Here is a 13,907-nt window from a genome sequence, read left to right on the forward strand (position 1 = left end):
CGAATAACGCCGGGTTTGAGGTACAGCGTGCGGCCGCATCCGCCGATGGCCCCACCAATGCATCTGTAGAGACGTCCCAGGTAGAGACGTCCCAGTGGGGCGTCTCTACCCAATGGGGCGTCTCTACAGACCAACCGTGGGAAACCATCGCCACCCTTGACGGCGCAGGCACCACCGCCACCCCGCAGTCCTACCGGTTCGAGGACACGGACCTGCCGTACGAAGCCGATAGCCTCCGCTACCGCCTCCGCCAGATCGACACCGACGGCACCGAATCCTTTAGCGAGGCGGTGACCATCGCGTGGCCGGTGACCGAGGCAGAGCTGTTGCCGACGTACCCGAACCCGGCGCGCGGGCAGGCCACGGTGCGCTTTGCGGTGCCGGAGCGGCAGGACGTGCGCATCGACCTGTACGACCTGCTGGGGCGCCGCGTGCAGACGGTGGTGGATACGGGTGCGGAGGGCCGCACGGAAGCGCAGCTCGACGTGAGCGGGCTGGCCAGCGGCACGTACTTCCTGCGGATGGATACCGAGAGCCACACCGAGACCCAGCGCGTCACCGTCGTGCGGTGAGCACGGCCCGGTAGCTCTTCCAAAGTAACCATGCCGGAATGGGGCATTTTGCTCCTTCCCGATGTCCGTTCCTGATTACAGATTCCTTCCTTCATGATGGCTCGTTCTGCTAACAATACGCTGCGCAATGCACCATCTCATCACACACTATCCCCATCGGATGCACGATCTGTGGCGGCCTACGAGCCGAGATCGGTGACTCGTTGCACCAGAGACATGACCTTCGGATCCAGCCCAGCTGAGCTGCTCGGAGCCTAAAATAAGAAATCAAAATAGGCTCTTAGCTGGAGAACTTGTGCTGAACGCCTTCGGTGCCGGGAGCGCCGCACGGCGCGGGGCCAACGCACCTCCATGAGACTGTGCCATTCTGTTATTTCCCCTTCCAGCCCCTGCAAAGGCCCTTTTGGCCCAGCCCGACACCCATTTGACACGCTCACGCAACAGATTGACACGCTCACGAAACGCATCTGCACCGCCTATTGGATAGCCTATGCAGTGCGTTTGGGCGGGACTGCCCGCGCCTCTGTGCTTTGCCCTCCCTTTGTTTGTACTGTACCATGATCACCAACACGCTACGCACCATTCGTTGTATGATTTCACGTCTTCGGCCCATTGCTGTCGATGAAGCGCCCCGGGCCCGCTCCTACCGTGCTACGATAGGAGCTGCCGCTGCGCTTTTATCGCTCATGCTTATCGGATTTATCACGCCCCAGCATGCCACGGCGCAGCAGGTGATCTACGTCACCGAGTCGGGTAGCGGAAGCGGCACTTCGTGGAGCGATGCAACGGACCTATCTTCGGCGCTCTCCAGCGCCACGAGCAGCGACGTCGTCGTGATTGCTGCCGGTACGTACCAGCCCAGCGAGCGGTTGGACGCGGGCGATTCGCGTACAGCCACGTTTGAAGTTACCGGCGACCAGGACGGACTGGGGATCTACGGCGGGTGGAGCGGGACCGAGTCGTTCAGCGGCATTGCAGATGTGGAGGCCCAGCTCGATAGCCGCGACCTGCAGGCCAACGAGACGGTGCTCTCCGGTGATCTCGACCAGAACGACGGTCCAGACACTGATGGCGACGGTTTCCCCGATTCGGGGCGTGCCGACAACGCATATCATGTGTTTGTCTTCAACGGGGGCAGCGAAATTGGCTCCAGTGTGAGCGCAAACGTGACGCCAGCCACGGTGCTGAATGGCGTGACCGTTACGGGGGGTAGTGCCAATGGGTCATTTCCTGACAGCGCAGGCGGCGGACTTCTTTGCGACGGTCGGGGCAGCGGAAACGAGTGCAGTCCGCAGATCGCAAACGCCACGTTCACGGAGAACTCTGCAACCCTCGGTGGGGCGATCTACAATAGAGGCCGAAGTGGCACAAGCAGCCCGCAGATCATAGATGCAACCTTCACGCGCAACAGAGTCATCTCTAAGTCAGGATTTTTTAGTGGGGCGGGAGGAGCCGTATACAACGATGCATTTGAGGGAAGAAGCAGTCCGCAGATCACAAACACGGTGTTCACCGGGAACTCCGCAGTGAGAAGCGGCGGAGCAATCTACAGTAGTGGAGACTCAGGAGTGAGCAATCTACAGATCACAAACGCGGTTTTCACCAGCAACTCCGCGGAATTTGGAGGTGCAGTATACAACGACAGTGGCGACGGTGAGAGCAACCCACTGATTATAAATGCAACCTTTACTGAAAACTCCGCGAGCACCGACGGAGGCGCAATTTATAATAATCGTTTCACGGGCACAGTGGATCTGCAAGTTAAAAATACAATCCTGTGGGCCAACAGTGCAGAAGGGGAGGGCGATGAGATCTATAACTACAGAGGCAGCGTAACGCTCACGCATACGCTTATCGAAGGCGGTGTGAACGGCCCGGGCGTTAGTGAAAGTCCTATCATAGACGGCGGGAATAACCGCGATGCCAATCCACTTTTTGTGGATGAAAGGGCCCCTGCCGGGCCCGATGGTGTGTTTGGCACCGCCGATGACGGGCTGCGCCTGATCCCCGGATCGCCCGCCCTGGACGCGGGAGACAACGTCCCATTTGAATCGGGTGGCGCGGCCGAAACTGTAACCACCGATCTGTTAGACGAAGATCGCATCCAAGATAATGATGGCGATGGCACGCCAACGGTGAGCCTGGGCGCCTACGAACGCGGTGCAGACCCCGTCCCCAACCAGGCGATTGTCTTGGATGGCACCGGTGACTACGTCACGGCCAATGGCGTTTCGGATGCGCTGGCCGGTGCCGGTACGTTCACCATGGAAGCGTGGGTGTACCCAACCCAACCGAACGGCCAACAGGGCCTCACCGCGTTTAACACCGGTACGGGGGATAACCTGAACCTGCTGTTTTACCGCGACGGTCAGTTTGAGTACGTCGACGATGATGCCGGGCGTACGGCCAGCCGCAACGCCTTTCCGGCCGGACAGTGGTACCATGTCGCGTTTACGGTTGATGCGTCAGACACCGCAACGCTCTACGTAAACGGACGCCGCGAGGCGACGCTCACCACCCCTGTGCGCCCGGTCTCGGGCGGACGCTTCTCGATCGGGCACGAGTGGGACGGCAACACGCCCAGCGATTTCTTTGAGGGGCGTGTCGATGAAGTGCGCATCTGGAGCGAAGCGCGCACGCAGGCGGAGATTCAGCAGGGCATGACCACGTCGCTCGGGGAAGACAACACGCTTGGAGATGCCTTCGACCTGTCGAGCTTGGAGGCGTACTACCGGTTTGAGGGGCTCACAGCCGATGCGACCGGCTCGCATGCAGGGATACCAGAAGGCGCTCCGTCATACACTGGCGACGTAGCGCAGTCCACCGCCGAGGACGCACTGATTGTACGCGTGAACGCGGCTGTATCGGGCGGCGCGGGCAACGGCACTACCTGGAGCGATGCACATGCCGACTTGCAAGACGGCCTCACAGGCACGGGTCCCGAAAACGACATCTGGATCGCCGAAGGCACGTACACGCCAAGTAAACAGATCGATACAGACGATCCGCGCACTGCTACGTTTGAGATTGCGGGCGACCAAGACGGTCTGAAGATTTACGGCGGGTTCGAAAGTGGCGATGCGTTTGCTGACCGCAATCCCGCCGATCACCCGACGATCCTCTCGGGCGATATTGGCACGACGGGCGACGCCTCTGACAATGCCTACCATGTCGTTGTTTTTAATGGGGGTAACGGTATTGGAAGTGGCACATTTGCGAATATCACTGCGGATACCGAGCTAAACGGCGTTACGATTACAGGAGGCCATGCAAATGGCGACGATGTTCTAAACAAGCAGGGCGGCGGGCTTTTCTGTGACGGAAGCAGTTCCGGTAACGAATGCAGTCCGACCCTTTCCAACACCATCTTTGATCAGAATGTGGCTGAGAGAGAGGGCGGAGCCCTTTTCAACGACGGATTGTTCTCTGGGGAGAGCAGTCCTATCCTTACCAATGTTACCTTCACAGGCAACAGCGCCCGTTCGGGGGCTGGGATGTATAGCCGGGGGGCATTCGGAGTAAGCAGCCCTGTCATCACGGAGGCCACCTTCGAAGGGAACGTAGCGTCCGTATCAGGTGGTGGGATGTACCTTAATAGCGACTCCGGCGTGAGCAATGCACAGATCACCGATGCCATCTTTACGGGCAACGAAGCCAGCTTAGGAGCAGCTGGGTATATCAACGGGGCAGACGGCGAAGCCGCTCCACAGATCACAAATGCGGTCGTGACCGAGAACGCGACAACCAGCAGTATCGGGGCGTTTTACTTTTATGGAGACGGCGGCTCGATAGCGGCTGAGGTGGTCAATAGCATCTTTGCTGATAATGGTGACTTCCATGTTGCCTTCAATGACGGCAATGCGGGCGAATCCCCAACCTTCATTAACTCGATCTTCACTGGAGCGACAGACTCTGCATTCAACATTCAGTTTTACGACAATGGGCAGACGCCCATGCAGGTCGTTAACTCCATCCTTTGGGGAAATGGTGCAGGGGATATCGTAGAGGCATCTGGAGCGGTGAGCGATCCGGATCAGGCTGTGGAGGTGTCGTACTCCATCGTCGAAGAGGCGCGCTACGCCGAGGGCAGCGGCGACCCCAATGCAGGCACGGGCAACGCCAATACCGATCCGCTCTTTGTGGATGCGGTACTCCCGGCGGGGCCCGACGACATCTTTGGCACCGACGATGACGGGATCCGCATAGCAAATGGCTCTCCGGCCGTCGACGCCGGCGACAACAGCGCCGTGCCCAGTGGCGTATCGACGGATCTGCTCGGTGACCCGCGCATCCAGGATGGCAACGACGACGGCACCGCCACGGTGAGCCTGGGGGCCTACGAAGAACCCGGCTTAGCACGAGCACGAAGCGTAACGATTGCTGGAACCGACAGTGGCGACGACAGCGGATGGCGCATCTTGGGCGTGCCGTATACCGGGACCACCGCTGGCGACCTCGAACTGACGCACTCTGCTGGCGTGAGCGCCCCGCGCTTTGGTCAGAACGTCATGCAGATGTGGGACGATGCCGCTGGAGCAGAAACGCCCACAGGAGCCTACACGCCTGCCAACGCCTCTACGTCCTTGCCTGCGGGGACCGGGTTTCTCTTCTACTTCCGAGATGACGCTGCCGTCCCCGTTGACGACGCAGGCGTTACCGTATCCGTAGACCGCCCGGCCACAGCGCTGCGGTTTGCGGGCGACGTCACGGTGAGCGGCCTTAGTGCCAGTGCGCGCTGGCATCTCCTTGCCAATCCCTACCCTACCGGATACGCTCTGGGGGCACTTCAGAGCAACGGCCAGGCGCTGGTTGACGAAGGCTTCCAGAACGATGCGCAGATCTACGACGTCACCGTTCCGGGCGGTGCAGGGTGGCGGTTTATCGACACCTCAAGCGATGTGCTGTCGGCCTGGCAGGGCGCGTTTATCGAGCGAACGGCCCCCGGAAATGGAGCTACGAGCGTCACGTTTGGAGAAGACGGCCGGGCTGCTGGTGTGCCCTTTATCGGCACAATGATGCAGGGGCCTGCATCAGATACACCTGATCGGGCCATGCTCCGGTTTGCACTCACCGCGCACGATGGCGGAGATTCTCCCATCGCCCGCGACGAAGCCATCGGCATTCGTTTCCACGAAGATGCCAGCACCGGCTTCGATCCGTACGACACCTCAAAGATGAATCCGCTGGAGACGCCCTACGCAATTGCAACACCTCTGGGCACCGGACGCGATGGCAGCGAGGTGGGCAAAGCAGTAGAGAGCCGCCCCTACCTGCAAGCAGGCGATGCGATGGCCAGAATCCCTGTGCAGCTATACACCGCAGAGGTGCCGAACGCCGCAACGCTTACCGTTTCGGTGCAGGCGTATGACCTGCCCGCCGAGTGGGCCGCCGAAATTGTGGATACGAAAGGCACCGCCGCGTCGAGCGACGAACGCGTGGTGCCCCTGGGCCCAGACCACGAGATCGAGATTGCGCTGTCGGATCTGCAGGACTACAGCACCGAAGTGGCTCCGCTGCGCGTGCAGGTCGCTCCCAGCGAAGAGGCGCTGCCTGTTGAGCTGTCGAGATTCGACGCACAACGCGAGAGCGACGAATCCATCACGCTGCAGTGGCAGACCCTCTCGGAGACGAACAACGCCGGGTTTGAGGTGCAGCGCCGCGTCCAATCCGCGCATGAATCTGCCGATGCATCCAACGTAGAGACGCCCCAGGTAGAGACGCCCCAATGGGACGTCTCTACGGACGGATCGTGGCACACCATCGCTACCCTCGACGGCGCAGGCACCACCGACCAGCCGCAATCCTACCGGTTCGAGGACACAGACCTGCCGTACGCCGCCGATAGCCTACGCTATCGCCTGCGCCAGGTCGACACCGATGGCACCGAATCCTTCAGCGAGGCGATCACGATTGCGCGACAGGTGACACAGGCAGAACTCTTGCCGACGTATCCCAACCCGGCCCAGGCGCAGGCCACGGTGCGCTACGCCGTTCCCACCCGCCAGAACGTGCGCATCACGCTCTACGACATGCTCGGGCGGCGCGTCCGCACCGTCGTTGATACGGAAACCGCCGGGCGTACCGAACAGACGCTCGATGTAAGCAGCCTGGCCAGTGGCACCTACTTCCTGCGTCTGCAGGTCGATAACGCCTCCGTAGATACACAGCGCCTCACCATCATCCGATAAGAGCCTCCGACAAACAGCGAGCGCGTCCTGCTTACGTGCGGTCGCATGCAACGGGCATCGTGACTGCTGATACACGACGTTTGCGCGCAGCGCCAGCACGTGTCGTTTCATTTATCGCCTTTCAACCCCGCTTATATGTCGCTCTCCCCCCAGACCGATACAACACTGTTCGTCCTCGTGCTTTTTGCGATCGGAGCAGGGTCCATTTTCCTGTATCCGACCCTGGATGCGCCCGCCCCGTCCTCATGGAACAGCGCAGATGCATCCTCCGAGCAATCCAGCATAACTGGACGTTCGCCTCGCATGCCCGGAGCAGGTGCAACGGGCGGGGGATCGCGTCTTCTGCGTAGCAATCCGCTCTACGACGCGCCCGGAATAGCGGGCCGAGGTGCCTCATCTGGACATATCTCAGCCGGACCCATGACGTGGCAGCAGCCTTCGTGGGGAGCGGTGCCGTCATCGCAACGCAGCGCCCATCCAACAGCATCTCGTGGGAGGAGCCCTTCTCGCAGCGGATCGATGTCGGGCGGAGGCGGGACGAGCGGTGGGTACAGTGCCTCGGGGTCGGCGTCTGAACCGGGAGGCTGGGCGGGCGCGCTAGCCTCCAGCAGCGGCGAACTGGAGTCGATTGCGCGTAGCGCAGAGGGCATTGCCCGGCACCTTCGATCCAACCGTACCCGCCGTGCGGCCCCGGAGCGCACGCCGGAGTGGGCCGAATCGAGTGAGCCCGCTCCTGCCGCTGGACTTGGTAGCGACGCGCCCCTTCCCGATCCCCCAATCGATCCGAATCCGCCGCTGCCGCCCGACCCGGTGCCTGTAGATGGCGGACTGATGATCCTGGCCCTGGCGGGCGGTGCCTACGGACTGCGCCGTCTGCGGGCGGCAGATGTCCCAGCATAACGCTTGCCCCTACGGTTTCCCACTGTACGTCCTTCGAATTGCCTGTACGCACTGCACGTAGCCCCACATTATGCCGACACCCAACCAAGACAACCCGCGCACCCCGACCACAGCCCGCCCAGCCGTAATGGCCGGTAGCCTGATGCTGGCACTGCTTCTGCTCGTCCTGGCGGGCCCTCGCATCGCCACGGCCCAGATCTACGTAGATGCTGCAGCAACAGGCGCTGAAGACGGCTCGTCGTGGACCGATGCCTACACCGATCTGCAAGATGCATTGGCTGTAGCCACCGGCAGTGATGAAATCTGGATTGCGGAAGGCACCTACACGCCTGGCACCAACCGAAGCGATAGCTTCACGATTACGGGCAACCAAGACGGATTGGAGATCTATGGCGGATTTGCAGGAGGTGAAACCAGTCGGAGCGAGCGCGACCCGACGGCGAATCCAGTTGTGCTCAGCGGCGATCTTGGAAACAATGATGGATCTGACTTTGATGATGATGGGGTCCCCGACAGCGGACGCGAAGAAAACGCCCATCATGTGATTTTCTTCAATGGGGGTGAAGGAATCGGGCCGAGTGTAGGCGCAAACGTTACGACTGCCACAGTGTTAGGCAGTGTAACAGTCACTGGAGGGGACACAGAGGGTTCATTCTCTGGGAATGGAGGGGGAATCTATTGCGACGGTCAGGGAGGCGGAAATGAATGTAGCCCCACAATCAGTAATGTCACGTTCACGGGGAACTCCGCACAGTTTGAAGGAGGTGCAATCTACAGCAACGGGACTGACTATGGCATCAGCAGTCTGCGAATCACAAACACCATCTTCAGGGGCAACACTGCTGCCGAGGGCGGCGCAATTTATAACGATAGCGGATTCGGCGGCACGAGCAATCCACAGATTGCCGGGTCTATCTTTATTGGCAACTCCGCACGCGATTTCGGCGGTGCAATCTACAACAGAGGTAATTCAAGCGGCACAAGCAGCCCATATATTGTTAACTCAAACTTCATCGAAAACTCCGTAAGTGCCTTTGGTGGGGGAGACATTGCCAGTTTTGGTCTAAACGGTACAAGCCGCCCAACAATCACGAATACGATTCTATGGAACGTAGATGACGACGACAATGCAATCTATAATAGTGATGCCACGCTTACACTCAGCCATACGCTTCTTGAAGGCGGGTTCAGCAGCATTAGTGGGTCAACGACCAACGGCGGTAACAATTTCACTACCGATCCGCTTTTTGCAGATGTAAGTGACCCGGCTGGCCCTGACGGTGTACTCGCTACTGAAGACGATGGGCTACGCGTAATCCCCGGCTCGCCCGCACTGGATGCGGGAAGCAATGCTCCGTTTGCATCGGGCGGCATTGCTGAAAATGTAGACACCGACTTATCGGGGGCAGATCGTATTCAGGACAATGACGGTGATGGAACTGCTGTAGTGAGCCTCGGTGCGTACGAGGCTGCTAAGCGCGCTGCTCGTTTACGCCTACAGGCAGCCGTGCGTCCCGAATCAGAAACCGTTATATTTACGCTCACGAATCTTGGAGGTGAGGACGTTACCGGGGCCGAGGTAGACCTCGGGCTGCCTGCCGAACCCTCTGCCACCGGCAGTTCAGGCGATGGCACCGTGACCGGGGGCACCTGGACGGTCGATGTACCCGCGCAGACCACCGTCCGTGTTACGGTTGATCTGGAGCGCAGCGACAGCGCTGACTCTGGACTGCTAAGCGGCACGGCCCAGCTCGATACGGATAGCTACACCGTGGAGGGCGGCTTCCCAGATGTCACCCAGTCCGGCGATGTCACAGCAAACTGGGGCCTCCCTGAGGCGCCCTACGGTCCGGGCACGGCACTTACCTTCGACGGCACCGACGACTACCTGCGCGGCGATGCTGTCAGCAATGCGGTAGCCGCCACCGACGCATACACGGTGAGTGCATGGATACGACCCGCCAGCGCGACCGGTACAGCAGGCGTCTTGAGTTTTAATACCAGCACGGGTGGGAACCGAAGCATCTTGTTCTATCGAGATCAGAAGTTTGCGTATTACGATGACGCCATTGGCTACCAAGAGTCTGGCTCAATTACGCCTGGGGCGTGGCATCACGTTACTGTTACCATCGATGCGGTGAACAACGGAACCCTCTATGTGAACGGCACCGAAACAGCCACCTTCACGACCGACGTCCGCCCGGTGAAAGGAGATCGGTTCTCCATTGGGCAGGAATGGGACAATGACGCCGAATCTGACTTTTTTGAGGGCGCCGTCGACGAGGTGCGCATCTGGAACACCGCCCGCAGCCAGGCGGACATTCGGGCCACGATGCACCAGACGCTTCCGGGGGATACCCCGGGCTTGATCGCTTCCTATCGTTTCGACGCCGCTCAGGCGGATCAGCGCTTCGATGACAGCTTCACAGGTACCACCGTGTACGACCTCACGGGCGGGCGGAGTGCAACGTTTGTGGGCGATCCGCAGTGGAGGGCCAGCAGCGTGCGCCTCGGGCAAGAAAGCGTGGTGGTTAGCGCAGGAGGAACCGGTGCTGTCGGTCCTACCGGGGCCCAGCTTGCAGTGTCCAGTACCGATGCGCTCGTCACACTCTACCGCTACGGCGATCCCAATGCAGAGATATTTGAGGACCCGAGCGTTCCCCTGGGCACCGAGCGTAGCACGGCTGTTTGGGGCATGGTTCCGTCTGGGACTGCAGACCTCCAGCTCACCTATGGCAATGTGGTGGTACCGAATCCCAGTGCCGTGTATCTGGCCGAGCGCCCGCGTCCGACACAGTCCTGGACTGACCGCTCAAAGACTCCATCCAGCGAGACGTTTATGCTATCCGGCCAGACTGATCCCCAGGAGTTTTCGATTTACGGTGATGTGGTCCAGACTTTCTATGTGGATGCGGATGCAAGCGGCGCAGACACGGGAGCATCCTGGGATGATGCATTCAATGATCTACAGGACGCGCTCGATTCAGCCACCAGCGGCGATGAAATATGGGTCGCAGAAGGCACGTACACACCCGGCACCGATCGAGGCGATCGCTTCACGATGAGCGGCAACCAGGACGGGCTAAAGGTCTACGGCGGATTTGCTGGAGGCGAAACAGCACTCAGCGACCGCGACTCACGAGCCAACGAGACCATCCTCTCTGGCGACATCGACGGGGATGGCACGCTGGCGGGCAATAGCTTTCATGTCGTCTTTTTTAATGGACCCATTACACCGGATACGGTCCTGGACGGTGTCGTCATTGAAGGCGGCTCAGCTACTGGAAGCGGAGCAGACAGTCGGGGCGGCGGCATATTCTGCAACGGATCGGGCGCCAGTGCGGTATGCAGTCCTACCCTCACAGAAGTCGTGGTCCAAAATAACCGGGCTGCAGACCACGGCGGAGGGTGGTACAGCGAAGGGGAGGATGGAGGGACAAGCAGCCCGGTCTTCAATCGGGTCGTCTTCCAAGAGAACGAGGCAGGTACCTTTGGGGGCGGGATGTACAACGCCGCTACGAGCGGGCCCGCCGCTCTCACGACGCTCAACGAGGTCGCGTTCATTCAAAACAGTGCTGCCAGTGGCGGCGCGATGTATAACGAGCAAGGAAGCAACCCGGTCGCCATGAGCCGCACAGCGTTTCTCCAGAATCGCGCTCTGTCTCCGAGTAGCACAGCAGGTCATGGAGGCGCGCTCTTCAACGAGTCCAGCAGTCCCATCATCGCAGGCAGCGTGTTTTGGCAGAACACCGCAGGGCACAACGGCGGAGCGATCTACAACGACGCACGCAGCGGCCAAGATAGCAGTCCCGAACTTGCGAACGTCGTGCTCACGAAAAACAGCGCCGGATCAAATGGCGGTGCGATCTACAACCGGGCTGAGAACGGCGCATCCAGCAATCCCGCCATTCTGAACGCCACCTTTTTCGACAACGAGGCGGCATCCAACGGAGGGGCCATCGCCAACGTAATTCCCGAAGGCAGCAGCGGCGGGGCCCAGCCGGAAATCGCGAACACCATATTCTTTCAGAACCAGGCGCCTGATGCCGGAGACGCCATCTCGAATCAGGGCTCCGGAGCGATACCTGGGGTGCGCCACTCGCTGTTCACCGATGGCGTAGACGCTGATGTAAGCGGCCCACTTGCCGTCGATGATAACAATGGGGCCGGTGATCCGCTGTTTGTGGATCCCCGTGCCGTCAGCACAACGAACCCCGTGATTGATCCCTCAAACGACGGGCTCCGTCCCGCAGCCAACTCACCCGTCGTAGATGCGGGCGATAACAGCTTGGTCCCCAGTGAACTTGCTGTCGATGCAATCGGAGACGAGCGCATCCAAGACGGCAACGAGGACGGCACTGCGACGGTGAACATCGGGGCGTACGAGACGCCGGGGATGTCCATCGCTACGAGTGTCACCATCACGGGCACCGACGGCATTGGCACCGACGCGGGGTGGCGCATTGTGAGCGCGCCCTACACGGGAGCGGTGGCGGGTGATCTGCGTCTGACGCACGGCTCCGAGACCAATGTGCCGCGCCTCCAACGCAACATTGCAGCGGTGTGGGACGACAGCGACCCGGACGGGAGCACCGGTGGCACGGGGGCCTATGTAGTTGCCGATCCCGCTACACCCCTCGAAAACGGACATGCCGTGCTGCTCTATCTCGACGACGATCTGCGCGATCCTGTTGAACCCGAGGGGCTCACCATTTCCTTGAGCGAAACCACGTCCGCCACGCGTCAGGGTATTGTTGGGGTGCAGCGCGATGATCTGGCCCAGAGCGCCCGCTGGCATCTCATTGGCAATCCATATCCGACCGACTACGAGCTGTCCGCACTCACCACCAGCGGCAGTCCCCTGGTCGGCAACGGTTTCAAGGCCGACGCGCAGGTCTACGATGCAAACGTAGGCAGCTGGCAGCTGATTGACACCGGAAGCGCAACGCTGGCTGCATGGCAGGGCGCGTTCATTGAGCGGAGCAACCCAGGGAGCGGTCCGACGACGGTCACGTTTGATCCGAGCGGACGCACCGCTCCGAATGCGCCGTTCATCGGCAGCGCGATGCAAGGTCCGACCGCCGCGTCGAATGTCGAGCGCGGCACGCTGTGGCTGGAGGGCGTCGTAACCGATGAATCAGGCGACCCGGTGGCCACCGACCAGGCGATCGGCGTGCGCTTCCACGAGAGCGCGACCGATGGGTGGGACGCCTGGGATACCTCGAAACGTGCGCCGCTGGAAGCGCCCTCCGTAGCGCTCAGCGCACAGGGGACGGGCAGCAGTGGCGGCGACGTTGCCAAAGCCGTCGAGAGCCGCCCGTGGCCGCAAGATGCGTCGGATCCCGATGCGGACCTTACGGCGGTGCCAATCGCAGCAGAAGGAAGCCAGTTGCCCGAGGACGGTACGCTGACGCTTCAGGTGCGCGAGTGGGACCTGCCGGACACATGGGCCGCTGAATTGATCGACACGCAAGGCACGTCCGATGCCAGCGACGACCAGACCGTGCCGTTGGAGCCCGGCATGGATTACCAGGTGGACGTGAGCAGCCTCAGCGCCAATCCGGAAACCGAACGGTTCGTGGCGCAGATTGCGCCGAACACCGGCGCCTTGCCGGTAGAACTGGCTGGATTCGAAGCGCAGCGCTCCGGCACTGAAGCGGTGACGGTGCAGTGGCAAACCCTTTCGGAGACGAATAACGCCGGGTTTGAGGTACAGCGTGCGGCCGCATCCGCCGATGGCCTCGCCAATGCATCCGTAGAGACGCCCCCTGTAGAGACGTCCCAATGGGGCGTCTCTACAGACCAATCATGGGAAACCATTGCCACCCTCGACGGCGCAGGCACCACGGGCACCCCGCAGTCCTACCGGTTCGAGGACACGGATCTGCCGTACGCGGCGGACAGCCTACGCTACCGCCTCCGCCAGATCGACACCGACGGCACCGAATCCTTCAGCGAGGCGGTGACCATCGCGCGGCCGGTGATCGAGGCCGAACTGCTCCCCACGTACCCGAACCCGGCGCGCGGGCAGGCAACCGTGCGGTTTGCGGTGCCGGAGCGGCAGGACGTGCGCATCGACCTGTACGACCTGCTGGGGCGGCGCGTGCAGACGGTGGTGGATACGAACGCGGAGGGGCGCACGGAAGCGCAGCTCGACGTGAGCGGGCTGGCCAGCGGCACGTACTTCCTGCGGATGGAGACCGAAGACGGACCCGTCGACACGCAACGGGTGACGGTGGTGCGGTAA

General features: G+C 61.0%; 4 protein-coding genes. All 4 read left to right on the plus strand.

Translation table 11 applies throughout. From position 1 onward, the window contains the following. On the plus strand, positions 1-572 hold a 572-nt coding region (locus tag CRI93_RS11440; RefSeq protein WP_141491684.1), incomplete at its 5' end, for a T9SS type A sorting domain-containing protein. A 590-nt stretch (positions 573-1,162) separates the two neighbouring features. After that, positions 1,163-6,760 carry a LamG-like jellyroll fold domain-containing protein gene (locus CRI93_RS11445; protein ID WP_176521841.1) on the plus strand — a complete coding sequence of 1,866 codons (5,598 nt, stop codon included), beginning with the start codon at positions 1,163-1,165 and terminating at the stop codon, positions 6,758-6,760. Between the two features lie 135 nt (positions 6,761-6,895). Beyond that, positions 6,896-7,660: a PID-CTERM protein-sorting domain-containing protein gene (locus tag CRI93_RS15175; protein WP_141491685.1), complete on the plus strand. Its 765-nt coding sequence runs from the start codon at positions 6,896-6,898 to the stop codon at positions 7,658-7,660. Positions 7,661-7,730: 70 nt separating this feature from the next. Further along, a complete protein-coding gene (locus CRI93_RS11455) occupies positions 7,731-13,907 on the plus strand; it encodes a T9SS type A sorting domain-containing protein (RefSeq protein ID WP_098062782.1) in 6,177 nt (2,058 codons plus the stop codon).

It is taken from the genome of Longimonas halophila, assembly GCF_002554705.1.
Taxonomy (GTDB): domain Bacteria; phylum Bacteroidota; class Rhodothermia; order Rhodothermales; family Salinibacteraceae; genus Longimonas; species Longimonas halophila.